The organism is Parablautia sp. Marseille-Q6255 (genome assembly GCF_951230155.1).
Taxonomy (GTDB): domain Bacteria; phylum Bacillota; class Clostridia; order Lachnospirales; family Lachnospiraceae; genus Choladousia.
The window spans coordinates 230,989-253,245 of record NZ_CATNVD010000002.1; the positions used below are offsets into that span (position 1 = coordinate 230,989).

A 22,257-nucleotide genomic window follows, 5' to 3' on the forward strand; every position below is an offset into this window, starting at 1 on the left:
TCCTCATATAATCCCATTCATTGACAGGATAATCAAAACACAAGTTACTATAATAAAACTTGCCAGCATAAGCAGACCAGTATGCTTTTGTCTTGCTTCATTTTCCAAAGTAGCAACATATCCGCTTTTTCTCAAAGCGGTAACTATGGGCTTATACAGTAAAAATGTAATGGACGCATTTAACCCACCTTTCAATAAGTTAAATGGAAGAAAGGCAGGAAGTAACAATTCTACAACTGCTTCTCTTGGATACCCCATATAAAGCGGCGTTACCAAATAGTTCCACAACAGCATAACGATAACCGTTATTAGCCATCCCGATGCCAGACCAATCACTGCACCAGATAAAGTGTGCTTTTTTTTGTAAATGACAGATGCCGTACACGCAAAAGATAGTGTTTGTACGATATTCATAATACAACCTAATATTCCGGTATCGCTTACTGTAATCATTTCAAGGGTTGCTACAATAACAGATACAATGCAGGAAGTCATCGGTCCCCAAATAAAGCCGCCCAAAGTTACAATAACATCGGATGGATCATACTTTAAGAATAGAATAATAGGAATCCTGCCAACAACCATAGTGACATAAGTGATCGCACATAGCATACCAATAACTGTGATTCTTTTTGTTTTACTGTTCATAATTGCTTTCCTCCGTGGCAAAAAATTAACACCCAAAAGAAAAATGTCTTTCAGGTGTTAGCATTATAATTAGGCCACAGAAAAGAAAGTAACCCTCTCAAAATCTGCGGAAATCTAACCATATCTTCTTTCATCCAGACTATACTGTTGGTTTTGGAATTACACCAAATCGTGCGTTTTACGCTCGCGGACTTTACCGCCAATCGGGAATTTCACCCTGCCCCGAAGACACTTTTATTCAGTTGTTTTCCCTGAAATTATAACATCAACTACTTGAGGAGGCAATGAGTTGAAGAAAGTTCGGAAATATTTCGGAAACTTGCATTTTATGAAATGGGACTTACCATCAATTCAATTACCATGTTACTTTTACACATGAGCATTGAAGCTGATCCAGTTCGTCTTTTTCCCTGGCATAAGAGGCAGCATGATAATAAACAGGGATTGTATCTCTCAATAAAATCCCGCCAATCAGAGAAGTTATAATTGCAGAAAAAGAGCGGGGCTGCCTATGCGCCCCGCCAAATCTGCTTAACCAAATATAAAATCCCTTAAGGCACTGTTTGCCCCGCCAATGATCCCTACCAGCCATGCAGCCGCCAGAGGCAGACCGTATGGACTGATAAGAAAGGCGATCATAAGCCATGCAAGACCCGGCAAAAAACCTGCGACAAAGAACAGCACCAATGCCGCCAGAAAGATGATCCCGGAAAGAATCCCAAGTACCGCACCGGAAAGGACCACCCAAAATTTACATACCAGATAAAGAATCCCCGTAATCAGCATAAAGGGAAGTGCCAGTAATTTACCTATCAAACGCATACGCTTTGCCTCCTTTCAGAAGGGCATCTGCCCTTATAAAAATTTTACCGTGACGGCAAAAAGAAAGCAACGGCTTTCCGGCTGTTTATGAAATGTTTGCAAATCCCCGGATCAGTTTATCCATGCCATCCCAAAGGCTGTCCAGACGGGTGCGGATGTCCTCTATATCTGCGGCATAAATATTGCCGGTCTCATTGGCCCGTCTGGTATATTGGTTTAAGTTATTGGAACAAATGCGGAGAAGCCGGATCATTTCCTGAATATCTCCCATATCAAGGTGAATGATGTAACCGTCTACGGCCATCTTTCGCAGATATGCCGACAGGTTGGTAATGCCAAGTTCTGCCATGCGTTCTTTTACCAGTTCGGCCTCCGGTTCGGACATGACAAATTCGACGCGGACGGATTTTTTGTTATACCCGCCCTTCATCGTTCCAACCCTCTTTTATGAGATGAGACCTCCTGCGTCGAAACCGCCGTCTTTGCTTTTTTGAGTTTTTCCCGCAGGGTGGTCTTTTCCAGCTTATCAAGATATTCCTCCAGATTTCCGGCTGTCGTATGATAGCTGCGTTTGAGGCGTTCTCGTTTTAGGATCATCATCAGCTCCGGCTCATTTTCCGGCAGATAAGTCATTGTTTTAGGTGCTCCATGCTCTGGCATAAGCCGGTTCATAAGCTGTCTCCGTTCCTGATAGGGAATCGTGATAACATTTCCATCCTCAAATGCAACGGCTACATTTCCGATTGGACAGGTCAGTTTTTTCATCCGTTCCACATGTTCTCTGTAATTTAGCGGATAGAGATCGCCAAATATTTTTCCGTCCCTGACTTCTTTCAAAGAGATAGCATAAGCCAAAACGGGATCATTTGTCTGTTCCTGGTAAAACCGCCACACTTTGTTTTCATGGCTGCCCTCCAGATAAACTTCCCGTTCACGCAGGGTATAGGTTCCGCAGGGGCGTGACATCCAAAGAAGCTGTTTATCCTCTGAACGGTCTGACACAGCCAGTTTTGAGATCAGTTCTTTATCCAGGTCAAAGTCCTCTTTATAATGTTGGGTATGAAGATCTACGATACGGGAAAGAGCACCCAGAAGATCTACATCCTCAAATCTTACCCCAGCCATCAGCGTTCCCTTTCCGGTACAGGAGGGATCATCTGCCTTGCTTCATGCTCCGGTTTATCTGCTTTCAGACGGTCCATCAAAGACGGCTTTGCTTCCGGCACCAGCTCCCGGATTTCTTCATCTGTCTGTCCATCTGTTAGATCCGGACGCACAGGAGGTTCGTTGTTCAGCCTGCCATCCAGCATATTGTAGTTGCCGGTCTGGCCTTCCTCATAAAGTTCCGCATTGCGCAGATAACTCTCCGGCGCCTGAAATGGCTGTCCGGCAAACAGAATTTCTCTTTGGGTGGTAAACTGTGCAAGGACGCCATTTTGCAGTCTCGCAAATTCTTCATACTGACGCAGGGTAAGCCCTCGTTCCAGCATTTCCGCCTGGGTATGCGCCCAGCCTTCTCCATAAAGAAAATAATACATGTCTGGCTGATTACAGACAAAGCACAGGGAGCCGTCCTGATTGTCATAGTAAGATGGCTGCATATCCTGATAATGGCAGCGTTCCTCACGCCCCAAATATACACGGTTGTCCGCACCCAACATAGCGACCATGCCTTCGTAATTACTATGAACCGCAGAGCGGATTTCTACCAGCGGATCTGTTGGAGAAGGAATCTGTCTGCCCGGAATCTCGTTTTGTTTTTCCGCTGCATCATTTCTTGGTGTCACTTCTTCATGGCTGAGTGCATCCAGCTCCGGTTGAGATGTTCCTTTCCGAACAGCACCGGGTTCCGGTTCTTTTTCTTTCACATAGTATCGGACATTTGCTGTCGTATGCTCGTTGGCTTCCTTTGCATAGTTTTCAGCATCGGCTTTGGTATCAAACTCCAACGGTTTTCCATTTTCCTTGCACCAGCTTTGTGCCGGTCCGAAAATAGAAGTGCTGCTTCGTACTGCCCATACACCATAAGTCAGTCTCTTTTCCATTCCGCATCCCTCCTTATCGTTCCTGCTGTTTGGAAGTTTGTTGCTTTTTTACCGGGTCTGCCGGTTTTGTTGCTTTTAGCTGCTGACGGAGAGAATTCTTATGCTCCGGTTCGGAATCTGTGATGTTGACATATTCACCAATGATACAGAGCGCTTCTCCATAACTGCTGGAAGCAAATACCCGGTCAGACATTTCTTTTGCCTGTTCCTTCAGACCATGCTCCCGCAAAGTACGGGAAGCAATACCCAGCAGATTAAAAATGTTCCCATCTGCTCCAATCAGTGGACAATCCGGTTTATCTGCCAACTCTTCCGGTGTTTCTATAAATCCGCCTAAATAATTCGGCACAAAGTCCGACAGCCATGTGCCGCCATAGACTTCATGGGTCTGTAAACGCCACAGGGCAAGTTTTCCTATATCCAGTTTCACATCATCAAACGGGTAAAGCAAACAGGTCAGTTCGCCGTGCTGAAAAGTAGCCACATTCTCAAACTGACAGCCATCTTTCAATATGCCTGCATGTGTCAGCATTTCATTGATCCCGTCCACCCACTCTGTCAGATCCCCGCCACAGCCCTGTAAAATCAGTCCTTCCTTATCCGGCATACGGCGAAGATCCTCCGCAGTAATCGTGTTGATATTCAAAAAATCGCCTCCTATCGTTTTTGTTAAAATATATGTTTTGTCCGCAACTTAACCTTATTTCAAAGCACCGGAGTATTCTTATACAGCTCCCTTAAAAACAGGTGCAAAAAGCCCTTGAAAATCAAGGGCTTTTGGGGCTAAGTTGCGTACATATCATGGTTGGTTTTGGCGCTTCCTGCGTTTGCGTTCCCGCTCGGATTTCCGTCTTGCATAGATCCGGCAGGCATCAGAACAATATGCCTGACTGGTTGTAGGAAGATACGCCTTTCCACACACAGGGCATATTTTCTGTCTCATGGAGGTGTCCTCGCCGGTAATGGCTGATTCCAGTGCTGCATCCACCGGCAGTACCGCTTTTTCAAAGTACCTGCAATAAGCGCCGGTCCACGATTTATTCAGCATATAGCAAGGACTGTCCAAAGGAAGGCAGATCTTATCCTGAGAGTCATAGTTGGCGCAAAGCTCCGTAACCAGCTTTCGGATCGCAGCCCGCTCCGAGCGGTTCAATTCTCTCTCTGCCATAACGCCTACCTTTCCGGGGCACTGCTTTGCCGGTCACTGGAAATTCCGGTTGTATCAGTAACATTCCTGGGCTGTGAAAGGGCATCGGCGATAGAGTTCCGCTTTTTCTGTTTCGGTTCATGGTAAATAAAAAGTTCGTTTTTTCCAGGCACATACAATAAGCCATTTTCTTCGCACCGGAAAATATCACATTCTTTGTCGGTTGCGACGGTATAAAAGTTTTTGTAATCATAAGGTGCTTTTTGCCGATCCTGATAGGTACACAGCCCTAAGTTTGTGTCACTTGCCAGTCGTTTCGATATGGCGAAAAAGTCGCCTTCTTTTTTGTGAAATTTTCGTATGGGCGTGAAGTGATAACCGCCATATTCAAAGGTTTTTCGATCACTCATTTACGCCTGCCTTTCTTTACGGGAAATTCCAGCTTGAAATTCACATATTTACCGCCGGTATCATCCAGGATCACTTCCGCATCATAGGTCTTTCCTGTTTTTTCACTGTAAAGCCCGGACATAGAAATACGGCCCTCTTTCAAAAGAGCCGCTGCCACAGACTTTGTGATGGACTTTTTCTTGCTGGAAAAGAAACGGTTATCTTTCCAAAGAGCAAAAGAACATTCCCTGTTGTCGCAGAAAAAACCTTTCTTTCCTTCATATACCGGGGCACCACAGCGAGGACATACCCCCACGGCTTCATGTGCAGTTTCTCTGGAAGAAGGGAACAGATCCGCAAAACGTTCCTCCGGGGCAGTATGTTCTTTTACCAGCGTCCGGCTCATATCTGCAATCTGATCCATAAAAGATGCTGCCGACAGTTCGCCATGTTCCACTTGCTTCAGCATGGATTCCCACTCTGCAGTTAAAATGGGAGATTTAATATTGTCCGGCAGGACTGCGATCAGGTTCCTTCCTTTTTCCGTAGGAATGAGCTGCTTTTTCTTTCTCTGTACAAATCCGGAAGAAACCAGCTTTTCCAGTGTTGCCGCACGGGTAGCCGGAGTACCCAATCCTTTACGCTCGGCATCTTCCGGCATATCTTCCGCACCGGCGGTCTCCATAGCGGACAGCAGCGTGTCCTCCGTATAGTGTTTTGGCGGTGAAGTTTTCCCTTCACGGAGACTTGCTGACACAGTTTCAAAAGTCTGTCCTTCCTTCAGCACAGGGAGAGCGGCATCTTCGTTTTCTCTATGTTCCGTTTCATTCTGCCTGATACTCATACGGTGAATTCGTTCCACCTCTTTCCAGCCGGACTGTAAGATGGTCTTTCCTTTTGCCGTAAAAGTATATCCCTGGCAGTCTAACATAGCGGTGACCGCTTCAAACCGGTTTGCCTGCGTTGTGGCACAAAGCAGTCTGACGGCAAGCAGGGTAAGCACATCCCGCTCCCCGGAAGGAAGCTCTGACAGGTCTGTACGTGCAATCTCCACAGTTGGGATGATGGCATGGTGGTCGGTCACTTTGCTGTCATCTGTTACCCGGTCAATGTCCGGCTCTCCGGCGCAGCCTTTTCCAAAGGGCATATTGTCACGCATCCACAGGATCAGGGAAGCGGCGGTTGCCTGCATGTCCTTCGTCAAATACTGGCTGTCCGTTCTCGGATAGGTTGCCAGCTTCTTTTCATAGAGAGATTGCACATAATCAAGAGTCTGTTGAGCCGTATAGCCATAAATACGGTTACATTCCCTTTGCAGAGTTGTAAGGTCATAAAGGCGGGGAGGCTGTATGGTTTTTACCTGCTTTTCCACAGAACGCACAAAAGCGGAGTTGTGGTCACAGTCTATACGGATTTTTTCAGCCTCGGATCGTTCCGTCATTTTTTCGCCGGAAGCAGTAAAACCTCCGCAGGTGATTTCCGGCACATAAAAAGGCTTGCTGATGAAGGATTCAATATCCGACTCACGCTGTACCAAAAGTGCCAGCGTCGGTGACATAATACGGCCGACATTTAGTGTGACACCATACAGGACGGAAAAAAGCCGGGTGGCATTGATCCCGATCAGCCAGTCGGCTCCTGCCCGGCATACTGCCGCATCATAGAGCTTATCGTAATCACTGCCGGGACGGAGATGGTCAAAACCCTCACGGATCGCCGCATCCTCCATACTGGAAATCCAAAGCCGTTCCATAGGCTTATTACATCCGGCATATTCATAGACCAGACGGAAGATTAGTTCTCCTTCACGCCCGGCATCCGTAGCGCATACCACGGAATCAACCCGTTTGTCCTTCATCAGCCGGCACAAAAGAGCAAGCTGCGTTTTCTTATCCTTTGGAACTTCATATTTCCAGTTTTCCGGCAGGATCGGAAGGTCCTCATACCGCCATTTGGCATACTGTTCTTTGTAAGCCTCTGGCTGTGCCAGTTCCAAAAGATGTCCCACGCACCAGCTCACCAGATAGCCGGAACCTTCGAGATAACCGTCTTTTCTTTCTGTTGCTCCTAATACTGCTGCCAGTGACATAGCAACAGAGGGCTTTTCTGCAATCACAAGTTTCATATTTTGTAACCTCCATTTCTTACAAACTTACTTCACTGCGGTTGGGCTGCTTCGGTATTGCGTGATCTGCCTGCTGAAGCTGTGCTTTTTTATCCGAGAGCCGTCCTAAAACGCTTTTTTCCTGTCCACGCTGCAGCAGCTTTGTCTCACGGTCATAATACTGGACCTTATCCGAAAGGCGGTCCTCCGGGGCTACCTGGGTAGCATTGACCTCCCGTACCATAGCTTCCAATTCAGAAAGCTGCATGGAACCATTATCCGGCAAAATCAGCAGCTCGTGGATCGATGAAGGAAGGACATAAAAATTGGTGCCGAGCAATTCAGCGACTTTTTCCAGAACGCCTTCCTGTACTGACACAGACGCACCGTTTAATTTTTCCTGATTTGTCAGGATATAAATGGGTACAAAACCTATATCCAGCGGTTCTTCCCGGTTAAAGAGGTTTTCAGGTTTTACAGAGAAGATACTTTCTGCCATGACTTCTTCCATGTCATAAAGGCAGACAGGACTTCTGGCATTTGCGGTCTGCATGGCATCTTTATGGAGCTGTTCTTTTGTGATCCCCCACATCTGCATCATGCTTTCGGTAACAGCAACAGAAGCAGTTCCTTCCTCATCTGCCGCAACCTGAATTCTGTAATAGACCGCCAGCTCCCCGCAGGAAGTATAAGGCTTTCCTTTCAGATATTCCTGATTTGTTTCTGGATCGCACATCTGTACCGCCAGCATAGGACGGACCGCCTCATAGTTTTCCAGTATAGAGATATCCAGCGGAACCCGGTTGTAATTTTCCAACTGGATCTGTGCAATCTGTTTCATGGCAGTATCTAAAGGCATCCCGCGTTCCACCTGCTCGGCGAGTGCTTCCAAATAGATTGTTGGTGCAGCCCGTTCTCTGGGGAAAAGAAGCGTCAGTCCCGTCAGCAGCCGGTCGTTGCTTTTTGTTACTTCATTGACGGAAATTACTGCGTTCTGGTATTCCATAGGCAGGTATTCCTTGATATGGCTTTTTACATATTCTACAAAATTCTGATTCAATCGTTGTCCTCCTTTTTGTCCGTCAGATTTGCGTTGTGTTTGGTTTCGGAATGTTCCGTGTTCTCTTTTCCGACCTGCATAAGACACATTAGCATAACGCCAGAAGCCATTCCTCCAGCAAAGGTAAGAAAATGTGAAATCAGGTTCCACATAAGCATTCCTCCTAAAAATAGGTAAAGAAAAACGCCCACTTCAAAGTGAGCGCATCAACAGGTATCTATTTTGTTTTTGGTTTCAAGCAATCCGGCAGGACGATCTCTCCAACCGGGATTTCCCGCAGTTCCTTCTTCATCCGATGGGTGAAGCGGATCGTCTTTGCCGTACCGCCGGTTTCCCGTCCGTCATATACAGCGATCACTCGGTCGGAGTGCTCCACCATATAGCGGTTTCTGTGGGAGTAGACGCTTGGGAGATATTTTTCCTGTATGACAACAACATCCGCACAAGCCTCCAGCAGTTCATGGGTTCTTGTTTTCTTATTCAGGCTGTCCAGACGCTTGCGGTAAGGGATCACTGCGATCAGCTCCAACGCCGGATTGGTCTGCTTTCTTTCCAACACCAGCTCTGCAAAATACTGATCCACGCCATCTGCAAAGCCACTCATAAAACAGGTGAATCCATCTGTAACGGCAGCATCGATCTCATGTTCCAAAGTGGCTTTTATTTTGTTGATCTCATTCTGCGGCAAATCCCTGTGTCCGGTAACACAGCAAGTCTTTCCTTTCATCGGTCATCCCTCCATCTGATAGGTCAAATTCTTCACTTTTCACATAGTAATAGATTTTATTTAGCAAGTCAACGATAATACCCTTTTTCTCTTTGCGGATAATAAAGGGGTGTAAGGTACAATCTATTACAGAATGGGAGGTGAAGGCGATGTATGAAGATTTTGTCCCGGAACGATTAGCGAAGCTGCGGACACAGAAAGGAGTTTCCGCACGCGATATGTCTTTATCGTTAGGTCAGGCAAACAACTACATCAATAATATTGAGAATAAAAAGTCACTTCCCGCTATGCAGTCCTTTTTCTACATCTGCGAATATCTGGGTGTGACACCGCAGGAATTCTTTGATGAAGGAAATACCTACCCGGAAACCTTAAAGGAATTCATTGCAGAGGCAAGACAGCTTGATCCTCAATCCATGCAATATATCCTCGGTATTATGAAAGAACTCAATAGCAGAAAGTAAGCGGTCACGGTAATGGCCGCTTTTTTCGTGACTTTCTTTATTATATTTTATAATGTTCTCGAAATGTCCGATCCCTATACCGATAAGTATTCAAAAACTGTTCTCCAAACAGCCTTTTTCTATTCGCCGGTACTGCCAAAGCTGCCGGTTCCTCGCTCTGTTCCCAGATCGGTTACAAAATCCGCAATGACGATCGGCGTGATCACAAGCTGTCCGATACGGGCTCCCTTAAAAAGAGACTGCGCCTGATTGCTTACATTGCTGATGATCGCATGGATCTCTCCACGGTAGCCGGAATCCACAGGCGGCAGTTCACAGACCAGACCTTTTACCGCCATGCTGGTACGGGGAAAGATATATCCCGCATATCCATCCGGTATTTCCAGTCCAAAACCAAGAGGAATTTTGGCGATTTCTCCGGGCTGTAAGGTACAGTCATAGGGCAGATAAACATCTGCTCCGGCATCATTGCCATGCGGGCGGTAAGGACGCTGGTGCTCCGGCACGCCAAAATCGATCAGTTTTATTTTCATCGGCAGCCTCCTTCCCAAAGAGCAGGATAATCTTTTTCTAAAATATCCTTTGGCGTCATATCTGCCTGCAGTTTTCGTCCACAGGTCATTTTACCTTCCAGACATCGATCTATCTGACAAAAAGGCCCGGTCAGTGACGGGGCAAACAAAGCAGGGCTTAGTTCATAAAGTTCTTTCCAGACCTTTAGCAGCACGATCCTTGTTTCATCTGTATTTCTCCGGCATACCCGCTGGCTGATGATATGTTTCCACTGATAAGGGGTGGCGCTGATGAGCAGTACATTCCGTAATCCCTGGGGCGTGGCATAGCCGGCCGCATCGTGCCCGCTTCCGGCAGTGCACAGGGCTTCATAACATTTCATGCTTTCATTACAGCTTTTTAAGTACAATTCCCGTACCACTGCCGGAGCCGTCATAATAGAATACGGGACAGCAAAATCCGCCTGTCCCGTATAGTTGCTGTACTGCAGCGATGCACTCATAAATTTTACTTCGTTCTGGTGGCGGGTGATCTGCGCCAGAAAACGCCTGCTGGCGCCGACAATGGCTACCGTGATCACCGCAAATTTCTGGATGGTAGGATGGGGAAGCGCCCCCATAGCTGCTACTGTCTGAACGCTGAATGATTTTTCGTAGAGCTCCATCAGGTCGTCCATTGAGGCAATCTTATGTCCCTGCTGGGTAAGTCTTGCCGCAAAGACCATGTTTTTTTCTGCTTCCGCTACCGCCTGGCAGTTCAAAATTTTTACTTCGATTCGTTTAATTGGTATGTCCCTCCTTTACAATCGCTTTCAGTAAGAACAGATAGTTAAGACTGTCTGTGATCTTTTCATCCCATGTGTCCATCGGGTAAACCGCTTCCTCGGCAAAGCACATATCGTACAGAGAAACAATATGCTTTGCCAGCATACCGGCAAGGGCACGCTGGGGCGTTGTATGCTGTAAAGCTGCCGCTGCCTTAAATGCACCCAGCCGGTCCGGGTCATCCCCGGTGTATTCTTTGTTTTTCCGTTTCAAGGTATCAGCGCAAAGCCGTACCTGTTCGTCAAAAACGACATTGACTTCATTTTGTGTAATATGGCATCCCTCCTAACTGAAAACAGCCGACTGGATTTCCCCAATCGGCTGTCTGGCTTAATCATTTATTCTGCAATAGTATAATGGGTGTTTCGTGCTTTTCCTTTCTGTTCTAACAAGTTAGTTTTTACCATTTTTCGGATCACTCTGGCGGCAGTAGAAGCGCTTACTTCAAGCAATTCTATCACATCATTTCTTGTAATTGCACCATGTTTTCTGGCATATTCCAATATTTTTTCTTCTTCGTCACTTAGCTTCTTTTCAGTATGAACCGTAACCGGTGTGCCGGATTTCGTTTTTACAGTTGCATTTTCTGTTTCGTATTTTGCGTTGATATTAGGCAATATGATCTTAAAGGCATTTTTCGTGGTTTCAATCACAGGCTTTACCTGCATACTTTCGTATGCCTTCATAATTTTACCCATTCCGGTTCCATACGCCTCAATTAAGTGCAATCGGTAAAATACATTCGCAAGGTCCTGATTTCTGCACACAGAAATGCCAACCATAACATCCTCCAGGTCTATGCCTGGCATCAGCCCTCCGATAGATACAAACTCAATCCGATCCTCATAAATACTGATAAAAGCGCTGGCACTAAAAGAATAGTCACGGTGAACCAGCAGATTTAGCAATGCTTCTCTGACAGCGACTTCCGGGTAATCCCTGACATCAACCCGGTATAGTTTTTCTATGGTTGCGCGGGTCTGATTGCGGAAGTCAATAAAATCATATACTTCGTTCATCTGCTGCATCAGCGATCCGGTAAACTCCCGACGATCCTTGAAAATGGTCTGGTCCGTTCCCTGAAAGACCGCAACTTTAATGGTATGGACACATTGGTCTGACAGAAGCAGCGCCAGGTTACTGTATAGCCCATCCTGATCGATCAATTTCAAAGTACGCATCTGCTGTGGTCCAAAGTCAGTTTTCCGAAGTTCAAATTCTTTTTTTGTTGCCTCAAATGTAAGGTCCTGGTTTAAGCAGCGCATCGCTTCAAAACGATCTCCGTCTGTTTCCTTTATCATGCGCCGGATTGCCGTATCAGTTGCCGGAACAGAAGAATATCCCTGCCGAACATACACACCTTCCGGCCGCATTCCTTTTTTGGCAAGGTAATAGGGGCGATCCGTTCCACGCTGAATATCTACAACAACAACATTTTTCCCATTTTCCACGATGGTTTCATAATGCAGGAACATGGTTATATCCGGTTTTATCGCATCCCTTACCATATTGCTGATTTGAAGGGAAACACTATCCGCATTATCCAATCCGATAACCGTGCCATCGTCCCTGACCCCTATATACAGTTTTCCGCCATCACAGTTTGCAAAAGCAATGATTTCTTTTTTTATGTCGTCTACCACAACTTCTTTCAGTTCTACGGTTTCGCTTTCCCGAAAAAGCATAGTGCCATCTCCTTTATTTCAAATTTGTAAGTCTATCATATCAAATCGTGTCAATCATGTCAATAAAGCTGACACGATTATGATTTGATTGTGACACGATATTCTCATTGTACCCGCAAACTCAAGAAATAATTACGTGATAGTTCCTACAAGTTCATAAATTTTGAAAGGATTGTGTTAGAAACTCTTATTTTTCTAACCAAAGCATGATACGATTGACCCGATAAATGACACGATGGAATGATCCAGAGATGGCTTTTGCAACGAATTATATATATTATTCATTGCATTTTAAGCACTCGGCAGGTAGATCCAGTCGTGCATCAGGCACACGCCGGGTTCATCCTCCCTGGGAACCAGACGGTAGGTACATTCCCCATAGACCGTGCGTTTGTCCTCGATTTCCATGCCATAGGCTTTATAAAAGCGGTATTCCAGATTGGAGATGATACAGCGCAGGGTTTGCAGAGCCTCCCTCTGAGCTGATACGATCAGGTCACGGTCAATGCTGCGCTTCAAAAACAGCAGCGATTTGTAAAGCTGTACCTCTGTGCGGTAAGGGCGGCAGTCTTTCGTTTCCAGCCATCCGCAAAAAGCGACCGGTCCGCTCTGGATCACACTGCGGTTCGGATGATAATACTCATAGCAGTCCAGGTTTGCCGTATTCAGAAGATAGAGCATTTCCCGGACTTCATTTTCCGGCATGTCGTAAAACCGCAAAAGCGAGCGGTAAAGATGGACGTAGCCGGGAATGGAAATCATGGTATTTACCATAAAATAAAATCCTCCTTGTAAACAACAGGTGCGGGAGCTTTTGCCCCCGCACCGTCTAAAATCTATATTTCGTTATCTATTTTCACGAGTTTTCCCATGACAAGGAAGCGTCCTGTGCCGCCCGGCGTACAGGTAGAAAGGGTCAGTACCTTATCGCTGCAGGTCACAGTCACATCACTTTCCAACGCGGAACGTTCCTTCATAGCTGTAAGCCAGGTAGTATAAGCACCGTCATCCTTCCAGGAAAGCTGCCAGGGAGAAGTTTCACTGCCGGATTCTTCTGGCTTTGCTGCAAACGCCGCAAAGATCTCCATGACATAACCGCCCTTCGGAGTAACAAGATACATCTGCCTGTGGGTATCAAAGTAACTTTGTTCATCGTACCGGTTCAGCAGGGCAAACATGGAACCATCCCGCATATTATGGCCGTAGACGATCGTATTGCGGTCTGAAAAATCTGCCCGGTTTTCATAATCGGCAAACAGGCAGCCAACCTTGTTATAGGTTCCGTCATAAAGATGGTTCAGGTAATACTCGTTGTTGTCGGTCTGCGTCACCGGATAATTGAGCACCGTATCAGGAAGGGAAAGCCATCCGATGATGTCCGGTCCATTTTCACGGAGCGCTTCAAAGTCTACCGAAGGCAGGACAATATCGGCATCGTCCTGTTTTGTTTCCGTTGGATCGGTTGCCTGCTCCGGGGAGTCTGTCTGCTCCGGTACTTCCACATATCCGGCAAGATCCTGATAGGCATCTTTACTCTCGGCATACTGGTTCAGGTCACGGAACACCAAAAATCCGCTGCCAAGAGCCACCAGAGCGCAGAGTGAAAGGACAGAAGCCCCGACAGCCGTTCTTTTGGGGAAAGTCCTGCTGTATTTTCCCTTTTTGAAATAATACACAGCAAATACGCTGCCACCGATCAGTGCGGCTGCCAACAGTCCGCCATATAGGAAAATATACGGATCATCCCCGGTCTGCGGTACCGGCTTTTGAGGGGTGGAAGGATTGGACGGAACAGAAGGTTTTTCCGGCTTCTCCGGCTTTTCCGATTTTTCATTAAAGAACTGGACCGTAGATGTCTGGTCAGCTTTGATCTCCACCGTAGCGGCATCAGGGATGATATAATCCTTACTTGCCCGGTTTGCAACTTCTGTTACGGTATAAATACCGACACGAAGGCCCTTTACTTCAATTACACCGGATTTTGGAGTGGTGAATGTCTCGCAGTAGGAGCCGTCCGCGCTCTTGACCTCGATGGCAAAACCATCTTTGCGCCCGTCGCTGGAATCCTTTGTGATCTTTAAGTTGCCGCGGTAAGCCTCATTGGTAAATCCGTGCTCGGCTTCTCCATTTTCCACAACTGCGACCTGTCCATCTTCTGTGATGGAAAAATAGTAAGCGTTTGGATCAGGCTGATAGCCCTCCGGCGCTTTGCTTTCTTTTATAAAGTAGCCGCCAGCCAGAAGGTTTTCCGCCGTATGATAGCCTGCATCGGTTTCTTTCAGCGTACCGATCTTTTGATCGTCAGGATCATATTTCTGGTTGGCGTTGGAATCCGCATACAGGTCGAACACCGCACCGGGCAGGAAACGCAGGAAAGAATTCTTGTCTTTCTTATCCTCCTTTTCCACAGGGGACGGTTCTTCCACAGCTTCGGTTTTAGTTACCTGCACGCTGCCGCGGATCAGGGTGTTTTCCACACGGATCTCAATATGCTGTCCGTCTGCACCGATATATACATGGTGCTGCTGCGGGCTTACTGTATAAAGGTCAGGGGCAGAGATCTCCTTGACGATCCAGTGTCCGTAAGGAATGTTCTCAAAGGAAAAACTGCCGTCTTTTCCTGTAACAGCAGTAAGCAGTGCATTTTCTTCGGTAAATTCTTCTGTATCAGGTCTAAACAGTCCCATGAGCGCACCGGCCAGCGTGACATCTTCGCCGCCTTCCGGGTTTTCCCCAACTTTTACACCGTCTACACGCCCGCGGAGTAGTTCATTGGAAACAGCCTCGCCTTCATTGACAAGGATCTGTACCAGGGCGGTTTCCTGTCCGGCATATTCAAAGACGACCGGATATTTCTGATCCGAAAGGATATAGGCGCCGTTGGTCGTGCGTTCCTTGACATAATAGCTGCCAAAAGGCAGGTCGGAGGCGAAGGAAGCGCTGTAACCGCCGGATTCATCAGACGAAACAGAGACCACTTCCAGAAGTCCATCTGACGGGATCACGCTGCCATCTGCCGCCGTCAGGTCTGCGGAAGCATAAAGTCCAAAGGAAATATCCTTATATTCCTCGTTCATGCCAAGACTAAACAGGTCATCGGTCTCCATTGCCTTGAAAAGTGTGACATCCACTTTCTGTCGTTCGTCATAAAGACCTGTTGCTGCCTGTGTGACCTCCACGGTCTCACCCGCATAGGTCAGTTCCACATATTCCGGTTGAGGATTCAGCACACAACCGGAAGGAGCCTGACGTTCCTCCAGACGGTAACGGCCAAGATAGAGAAGCCCGCTTTTCGCTGTGCCGTCCTCGCCGGTCGTAAGGGTTTCCACAACCGTATCTTTTGCTGCCCGCAAGGTACCGTCACCGGTATAAATATCTTCATCTGCGATCACGTCATAGACCGCTCCGGGAAGTCCGGCAACCTCATACACCGGCTGGTACAGTCCGTCGTTTTCCTGGACAGAAGCAAATACTTCTCCGGTCTTTGTGATGGTAAGCTGGCCTTTCTGCGGCATATTGTACTGAGTGACCGTCACAACCGCCTCGCTGCCGTCAATGGTAAACGGTACCGGCTGATCGGAAAGCACATAGCCATAAGGGGCAGCCACCTCATAAAGTTCATAATCCCCGGCGGCCAAAGGCTCCGGCAGCATCAGCCAGCCCTCGTCAGAAACATAGAAGGTATCCAGTGTTTCCGGGTTCGGATAGTAGACTGTCTGGGTGATAAATTCCCCGGTGGAAAGATCCTTGATCTGAAAACCGGTTCCGGTCACAGGGATAATATTTCCGGTCTCTGCGTCACATTTTTCAACTTTCAGACGGGCTGTGATGGTGCGGTTGTTCAGGATATAGCTGTAAGTCTTTCCGTCAGAGGAAATGAATACCGTAAAGTCCGGGACAAAGGCTTTGCCTTCCTCGCCTGCGATCTGATGGACCGTATAATGCCCATAAGGAAGCGGTTTACTGGAAGCAAAACCATCCGCATCCGTGGTAAGAAGGTCACGTTCACTTTCCTTTGCCGCGTCATAGCTTCCGGCTGCCTTTAAGTAAACTTCAAAGACTGCGCCTGCTTCTGGGCGTTCGATGATGCCGGCATTGGGATCGTCGGTATTTTCACCCTCAGGCACATCCGGGTCCAGGTCATCGGTGTGCTTGACAAGCTGAATATTTCCGTAAATAACCGTTTCCGTCACCTGATTTTCTGTGGTATTGAGTTCCACTTCATACAGGGAAGGGGATGCACCCACTTCATAAATGGTTTCATTCAGAAGATACCCGGTGCTCGGTTCGATTTCCCAGATCGTCCAGCCATCCCCGCATACATAATAGCGGGTCATAAAGCTGCCATCCGGCCCGGTAGTATAAGTGTCGATCAGTTCGCCATCACGGAAGATCCCATAGGTCGCCCCTGCAAGAGTAGCATCCCCCTGGGCATTTCCGGTGTCAGCATCACTCTTTACCACATGGACGCGGAACTTCTTCAGGATATTGCTGAAATGTACCGAAGAAGTCTGCCCGCTTTCAATGGTCACGTACTGTGCGGAAGGGGTCACATAGCGGTCCACCGGAAGTTCTTTTACCAGATAGGTTCCCGGCAGGAGCTTCTTTTCAATCTGGCCGTTTTCTCCGGTCGTAACTTCCTCATTGACTTCATTTCCCAAAATGTCCGTACCGGAGATATGGAAGGTGATACCGGAAACAATGCCGTCCTCACTGGTCTTGACAAGTTTTGCGGTACCGTAAGTTTCTGTTTTGATCTTTACAAAGAAGGAAACCGGATCGCTGGCGCCGGTCATCATGGTCTGGTAGCCGGGTCTGCCCCAGATCAGCATGTCGTTTGCCACCGGGATATTCTTTCGGAATTCAAACAGCACCGGGTCCATCATCATCTGCCTGCTGGTAAAGGTGTATTCATTTCCGTTTCTTGTCACAGAAACGCCGCTGCCTTTCAAAGCCTCCAGGTCGATCTTCAAGTTGTTGGTATCTGTGACCGTCAAGGTATAGACCTTTTTTTCTACATCCCATTTCAGTTCCAGTTCCGGTGCTTCGCTTTTCTTAGAAGAAGTAAAGGAAGGGACTGTGGAATGGGAAGCAACCTGTGCCAGAATCCAGTCATAGGCTTTTTCTGCCGGTCGTCCGGCGATCACGCTGAAATACTGGTCGGCATCTGCGTGGCCGTTTCCGTGGCGGCTGTACGGATCGCTTCTAAGCTGCTGCTGGTATTCCCAGAGGATGATCTGGGTCGCCATCTTATAGTCGTCCTCGTTGATCCCGGAAACAGGGAGCGCCGCACCGGGTTTCCAGCCATAGATCGCAGTCAGGGTGATCCCCCTCCTTGCCTCGGCAGGAAGCAGGTTCAGGTATTGGCTGTTGGTCCCGCTTTCCGAAACATAGGTGTTTTCCGAAGTATGGTAAGGAATCCCGCTCTCCACACAGTAAACCTGATGGCTGATCCCGTCAGAATCCGTCAGCATATAATGCCGGTAAGCATTGCCCCCGGAACTGGTGTGTATGTCAATGGTTCCGTCTGCATGGTAGGCAAGATAGGTGTAAGGCGCCGGGGCGCGGTAGTGGTTCCCATCAGAGCCTACATACTGATCGCCCAGCCAGGAGCTTGCTGTCTGTCCGACAGACATGGCAAAAGCCTGAGCCGGAAGAAGCCCCAAAATGCTTGCCATACAAAGCAAAAACGCCAACAGCTTGCGAAAGCCGCGGCGTCTGGTTATGATATGTTCCATGAAAAAATCCTCACTTTCATAAAATCTAAAAGGACAGCCTTATTTGCTGTCCTTGTCGTCAAAATCATCCTCGGAAAGATATTCCGGGTCCCCGTATGCCTCATCCGGGTCAAAGCCTTCGCCATAACCGTCATCCTCAAATTCCGCATCGTCCTCGGCCTGCTGTTTCGGACGCACGATTTTTACATAATAACCGATCCCACCGACCGCAAGTAAGGCAGCAAGGATAAACAGGATCGTGCCGACGCTGCCGGTTTCTTTCTTCGGCTTTTCCGGTTCTGCCGGTTTTTCAGTTTCCGCCGGCTTTTCTTTTCCTTTGCAGCCATTTAAGTCATTTTTGCAGACCGGACAGCCGGTATTGACTTTTCCTGCCTCACATTTTTCTGTGCAGTTGCAGCTTTCTTCCTGGGGAATCATGCTCATGCTGCCATTGTTCTTTTCTGCAAGCGCCATCAGGTCGGACTCTGTGACGCCGTTTAAGAAGTAGACATTGTTATCTTCCCGTTTCCCGTCGATCACCAGATAAAAAACATTGCCAGCGTCCGTAGTGATGGTGTAAAACTGTTTTTCCCCATCTGTACCGCTGATGTTGTCCTGTACCGTTCCGGTGCCTTCCGGGGTAAATGCACCTTCAGGGATCGCAGAAGTATTTTCCTGCTGTCCGGTACTGTTATCTGAGCCGGAAGAATTTCCGCCGCTGGAAGGGGGTGCAGCGTCTGAGCCGGAAGGTTTTTCTTCCTTAGGCGGTTTTGTCTGTGTACCGGACGGATTCTGGGGTGCTGCCGCAGCAGGTTTCTTTTCAGGAGCCGGTTCTTTGTAATACGGATTATCCAGCTTTACCGCATCAGAACGGTTTCCTGCATAATCTTTTGCGTATATGCTTACCTGTTTTTCTGTTCCTGCATAATCTTTTAGTGCAACCGACGCTTTCCCATCGGTGAGGGAGTTGATACGGTTTTCATCAACAAAGACCGCCTCCACGCCGGATAGATCGTCACTGCTTTCTATTTTCAGGGCATCGCCCTCCAGGGAAGCAGTCAGCGTTGGCGGTGTGGTGTCTTTGGAACCGCCGGCATGAGCCGTTACAGGTAATGCGCTGACACTTACAAGAAGCGTAAGCGCCAACAGCAGGGAAAGTTTTTTAAGCCTCATGCACATCCTCCTTCTCCTGCGGCAAAACAGTTTCCGAAGGGGCTGCCTGCTGTGATTTCAAAAAATCCGCAAGCTGCTGGGGCGTTAGTTTGAAACTGCGCGCCACCGCCACATAATCGGTATTTTCCAGCTCCGTTTTCTGTTCCTCCAGCTTATGGAGCTTTGCCTGCATTTCCGCAATCTTTGTTTTGGTCTTTTCAATTTCCTTTTCCAGTTTTTCAATTTTAGGATTCAATTTATTACCTCCAATCTGTTAAGGCAGACGCCCAAATGTATAAAAATGCTGCTGCCAGTAGCTTGTATTGATATTGGCATAAGAGATCGGGTCTCCGCAGTGGATCATCATTCCATTTCCCACATAGATCCCTACATGGCTTGCACCGCTGGTATTGTAGGTCCCCTGGAAGAAGATCAGGTCGCCCGGTTTTGCATCTGCGCTTGATACCGGCGTACATACACCTAAAAGACCGTCCGCAGTCAGCCTTCCAAAATTCCAGCCGACGCCGCAGTTGTTGATCACCCAGGACACATAGCCGGAACAGTCAAAGGAAGTGGAAGGGCTTGCGCCTCCCCATACATACGGATAGCCAAGATATTTTTCCGCCTCGGCCATCATTGCGGCAAACTGTTCATCCGCAAGGGCTTCCGGTGGAATGTCATAATCGAAGTAGTTTCCTGTGCCGCCTGAACCAACTTCCGGCAGGTGCCGTTCGCTGGTATCGCCGGTATCGGCAAAATACAGGGGATTCAAATACTGACCGTCAACCAGGACTTCTAAATGCAGGTGGGGACCGGTGGAATTTCCGGTATTCCCGACCTTTGCGATCACATCCCCGGCTTTGACCTTCTGCCCGGCAGAAACAAGGATCTGGGAACAGTGCCCGTATTTGGTCGTCAGAGTATGTCCTTCGTATGCCTCGCCTTCAATGGCAACACATAAGCCATAACCGCCGGCATTTCCCGCAAGGGTAACTGTTCCGTCATGCCCGGCAAGGATCTCTGTGCCCTCCGGCATCCCGATGTCCACACCGGTGTGATAGTTCTTTTCCCCGCTGATGGGATGTACCCGGTAGCCGTAGTAGCTGGTCACATAAGGGAGCCAGTTGGTGCCAAAGACATTTTTGACATACTGGCGGTTTCCTTTTGTCTGCAGCAGGATCTCGCAGATCTCTTTCTGGTCTGCGTTCATCCGGGAAACGACCAGGTTTTCCAAAGGTGTGACCGTGAGCTTGACATTTAAGATGTGCCATTCATAAGGCACTTCCTCCTGGGTTTCTTCCCCGGTTTCCGGGTCAACGGAAGTTTCTGTGCGGTAACGGATTTCAGTTTCTTCTGAAAAGGACAGGGTATATTGTTCCTGGAAAAGCTGCCGCAGCACGCTTTCCACTTCATCGTAAGTAAATCCCTGATAAGCCGATGTCAGATACCCCATCAGCACATACGGGTCATGCTCGATTGCACCCAGGTTATACCGGTATTCGTCATAGCCGGGGCGGTCTGATTCCACCCGGTCTATTTCCATTTGCAGATCTGTTTCCCACTCGGTATAGGTAAGCTCCGCCTGATTGATGTCCTGATCGTCTGCAAGATAGGTAGAAGCAGCCAGACTTCCCAGACCGCCGGTCCCGATATTGGAGAACGTAGAAAACAGGGACGTAATCAGGAAAATTACCAAAAGGAGAAGCAGGAGGACAAGGCAGATCACAGGGTGCCGTTTGACCGCATGGACAATACCGACGCTGACCTTCTCTGTTGCGACTGCGGCATTTTTTGCCTGTTTCCCGGCTTCACGGGCAGCCTTGGCATATTGCCTTTTCAGTTTTTGTTTCTGCCATATCCGGGCAATCGCATGTTTCTTCAGCTCCGGGTGGTCGCTAAGAGCCTGCCGGTAAGCAAGTCTTGCGTTTGCCTTTGCTGATTTTTGCTGTAATTTCGCTGCCTTTCGGTAGGGGGCGGTTTTATGCCGGTGATATGCTGTGCGAAGCCCCGCCTCGCCCACAAGTTCAGAGCGGTGGGCTGCCTTGATCCCCACATTTTCATCCTCTGCCTCATAAATCTTTTTATGGGCGTAACCAATGGCGGTATTTGCACCTGCCTTGACCGGACGCAGGGGTACAGGTCCTTTTACATGGGCCTTTTGGGATTTAACCTCCTTTTCAAATTTTAAGTGTTTTTTGGCTTTTCCGGTCTCCGGGTCGGAAACCGTCTCCATACGCAGTTTCTTCCGGGCCGGCAGACGATTTTGCACCTGCTCTGCTTTTTGTGCAGTCCGTTCCGCCTTCCGTCTTGCATGGGTGAGCTTTTTATCCTTTGTCTCCGGCGGCAGTTCATCCGCAGTAAATTCCAGCTTGGATGTTTTCGGCGGTTCGCTATCCACACCCTTTTCCTTTTGCGCTGCCTGTTCCTCCGCCTGTGCCGCTTCCTGAAAACGCTGCTGATATTTGTTCCCGTGCTGATGTGTCCGGTAACGATGTTCCTGACCGGATCTGTCTGTACCGCTCGGTGGGGCTAATCCTTCGGAAGAAGGTGCATATTGTCCGGTATCATGGCCTGTCCCATCCTCTGTTACAAGAGAACGCCTGGAAACCTCCTGCCGGAAATTGCTTCGCCCGTTTTCCTGTATCGGGGACTCTGTTCCGGCAGCATCCGGCGTCTCAAAGTGATCCGAAAAACCATCCAAAGCGGCTGCATAAGCCTCGCCCTGTTCCAGCAAGGACACCGGTGTTTCCGGTGATAGCTGGGAAAATTCCGTCTGTACAGGGATGTCCTGCCTGTGTGTTTTTCCGGTGACAGAAGAAGGGGTGTCCCGTGCCCTGCGCAGGTCAAAATCCTGTTCGGTCTGCCTGGCTGCCGGTTGATCTTCCCCGTGGGAATCACGCACCGGCATCCGGGTATCTCTGCGCTTCCTTTGAAATTCCCTGTCGTGTGCCATTGTTCT

General features: G+C 48.2%; 22 protein-coding genes and 1 riboswitch. Of the genes, 1 reads left to right on the forward strand and 21 read right to left on the reverse strand.

From position 1 onward, the window contains the following. Positions 1-3: 3 nt before the first annotated feature. The 12 genes from QOX44_RS03300 to QOX44_RS03355 all read right to left on the reverse strand — a co-directional run bounded on the left by QOX44_RS03300 (position 4) and on the right by QOX44_RS03355 (position 8,943). Positions 4-648: an ECF transporter S component gene (locus tag QOX44_RS03300; protein ID WP_069423984.1), complete on the reverse strand. Its 645-nt coding sequence runs from the start codon at positions 646-648 to the stop codon at positions 4-6. Positions 649-766: 118 nt separating this feature from the next. Beyond that, a riboswitch (FMN riboswitch) is annotated at positions 767-882 on the reverse strand. A gap of 297 nt (positions 883-1,179) precedes the next feature. Further along, positions 1,180-1,470 (reverse strand): CD1845 family protein, encoded by a 291-nt coding sequence (locus QOX44_RS03305; protein WP_283681264.1) that lies wholly within the window; start codon positions 1,468-1,470, stop codon positions 1,180-1,182. Positions 1,471-1,555: 85 nt separating this feature from the next. Continuing rightward, positions 1,556-1,900: a plasmid mobilization protein gene (locus QOX44_RS03310; protein WP_283681265.1), complete on the reverse strand. Its 345-nt coding sequence runs from the start codon at positions 1,898-1,900 to the stop codon at positions 1,556-1,558. Then, complete coding sequence (locus tag QOX44_RS03315; RefSeq protein ID WP_283681266.1) at positions 1,897-2,595, reverse strand: hypothetical protein; 699 nt, start codon at positions 2,593-2,595, stop codon at positions 1,897-1,899. Before QOX44_RS03315 ends, QOX44_RS03310 begins: the two co-directional genes overlap by 4 nt. Continuing rightward, positions 2,595-3,515: a DUF4316 domain-containing protein gene (locus tag QOX44_RS03320; protein ID WP_283681267.1), complete on the reverse strand. Its 921-nt coding sequence runs from the start codon at positions 3,513-3,515 to the stop codon at positions 2,595-2,597. The genes QOX44_RS03315 and QOX44_RS03320 overlap by 1 nt, the downstream gene beginning before the upstream one ends. A 13-nt stretch (positions 3,516-3,528) precedes the next feature. Next, positions 3,529-4,122, reverse strand: coding sequence for a hypothetical protein (locus QOX44_RS03325; protein ID WP_442955374.1), 594 nt, complete (start codon positions 4,120-4,122; stop codon positions 3,529-3,531). Between the two features lie 192 nt (positions 4,123-4,314). Beyond that, complete coding sequence (locus QOX44_RS03330; RefSeq protein ID WP_283681269.1) at positions 4,315-4,683, reverse strand: cysteine-rich VLP protein; 369 nt, start codon at positions 4,681-4,683, stop codon at positions 4,315-4,317. A 5-nt stretch (positions 4,684-4,688) separates the two neighbouring features. Next, positions 4,689-5,072, reverse strand: coding sequence for a hypothetical protein (locus QOX44_RS03335; protein ID WP_283681270.1), 384 nt, complete (start codon positions 5,070-5,072; stop codon positions 4,689-4,691). Next, positions 5,069-7,177, reverse strand: coding sequence for a DNA topoisomerase 3 (locus QOX44_RS03340; RefSeq protein ID WP_283681271.1), 2,109 nt, complete (start codon positions 7,175-7,177; stop codon positions 5,069-5,071). Before QOX44_RS03340 ends, QOX44_RS03335 begins: the two co-directional genes overlap by 4 nt. Before the next feature lie 19 nt (positions 7,178-7,196). Beyond that, on the reverse strand, positions 7,197-8,216 hold the full coding sequence (locus QOX44_RS03345; RefSeq protein ID WP_283681272.1) for a DUF5688 family protein: 1,020 nt from the start codon (positions 8,214-8,216) through the stop codon (positions 7,197-7,199). Next, a complete protein-coding gene (locus tag QOX44_RS03350) occupies positions 8,213-8,368 on the reverse strand; it encodes a DUF3789 domain-containing protein (RefSeq protein ID WP_283681273.1) in 156 nt (51 codons plus the stop codon). Before QOX44_RS03350 ends, QOX44_RS03345 begins: the two co-directional genes overlap by 4 nt. A gap of 65 nt (positions 8,369-8,433) precedes the next feature. Continuing rightward, complete coding sequence (locus QOX44_RS03355; RefSeq protein ID WP_283681274.1) at positions 8,434-8,943, reverse strand: SLOG family protein; 510 nt, start codon at positions 8,941-8,943, stop codon at positions 8,434-8,436. A 149-nt stretch (positions 8,944-9,092) separates the two neighbouring features. Between QOX44_RS03355 and QOX44_RS03360 the strand changes: the two genes are divergently transcribed. Further along, positions 9,093-9,407, forward strand: a complete 315-nt coding sequence (locus tag QOX44_RS03360) for a helix-turn-helix domain-containing protein (protein ID WP_005361112.1) — start codon at positions 9,093-9,095, stop codon at positions 9,405-9,407. A gap of 119 nt (positions 9,408-9,526) precedes the next feature. On the opposite strand, the gene QOX44_RS03365 is transcribed toward QOX44_RS03360, so the two are convergent. The 9 genes from QOX44_RS03365 to QOX44_RS03405 form a co-directional block, all read right to left on the reverse strand. Continuing rightward, positions 9,527-9,940 carry a dUTP diphosphatase gene (locus QOX44_RS03365; RefSeq protein ID WP_005361111.1) on the reverse strand — a complete coding sequence of 138 codons (414 nt, stop codon included), beginning with the start codon at positions 9,938-9,940 and terminating at the stop codon, positions 9,527-9,529. Further along, complete coding sequence (locus tag QOX44_RS03370; protein WP_283681310.1) at positions 9,937-10,704, reverse strand: FAD-dependent thymidylate synthase; 768 nt, start codon at positions 10,702-10,704, stop codon at positions 9,937-9,939. Before QOX44_RS03370 ends, QOX44_RS03365 begins: the two co-directional genes overlap by 4 nt. Then, positions 10,700-11,017 carry a hypothetical protein gene (locus QOX44_RS03375; protein ID WP_334305519.1) on the reverse strand — a complete coding sequence of 106 codons (318 nt, stop codon included), beginning with the start codon at positions 11,015-11,017 and terminating at the stop codon, positions 10,700-10,702. Before QOX44_RS03375 ends, QOX44_RS03370 begins: the two co-directional genes overlap by 5 nt. A 65-nt stretch (positions 11,018-11,082) precedes the next feature. Further along, positions 11,083-12,429 (reverse strand): RNA-binding domain-containing protein, encoded by a 1,347-nt coding sequence (locus QOX44_RS03380; RefSeq protein ID WP_283681277.1) that lies wholly within the window; start codon positions 12,427-12,429, stop codon positions 11,083-11,085. A 291-nt stretch (positions 12,430-12,720) separates the two neighbouring features. Beyond that, the gene (locus QOX44_RS03385; RefSeq protein WP_283681279.1) at positions 12,721-13,203 is read right to left on the reverse strand and encodes a hypothetical protein; all 483 of its coding nucleotides are present in this window, start codon (positions 13,201-13,203) and stop codon (positions 12,721-12,723) included. 62 nt (positions 13,204-13,265) lie between these two features. Continuing rightward, entirely contained in the window at positions 13,266-18,167 is a 4,902-nt protein-coding gene (srtB, locus tag QOX44_RS03390; RefSeq protein ID WP_283681280.1) for a class B sortase, read from the reverse strand. A 39-nt stretch (positions 18,168-18,206) separates the two neighbouring features. Beyond that, positions 18,207-19,319 (reverse strand): DUF4366 domain-containing protein, encoded by a 1,113-nt coding sequence (locus tag QOX44_RS03395; RefSeq protein WP_283681281.1) that lies wholly within the window; start codon positions 19,317-19,319, stop codon positions 18,207-18,209. Continuing rightward, on the reverse strand, positions 19,309-19,554 hold the full coding sequence (locus QOX44_RS03400) for a DUF4315 family protein (protein WP_025577937.1): 246 nt from the start codon (positions 19,552-19,554) through the stop codon (positions 19,309-19,311). The genes QOX44_RS03395 and QOX44_RS03400 overlap by 11 nt, the downstream gene beginning before the upstream one ends. A gap of 18 nt (positions 19,555-19,572) precedes the next feature. Continuing rightward, positions 19,573-22,251: a CD1108 family mobile element protein gene (locus tag QOX44_RS03405; protein ID WP_283681283.1), complete on the reverse strand. Its 2,679-nt coding sequence runs from the start codon at positions 22,249-22,251 to the stop codon at positions 19,573-19,575. Positions 22,252-22,257 lie beyond the last annotated feature (6 nt).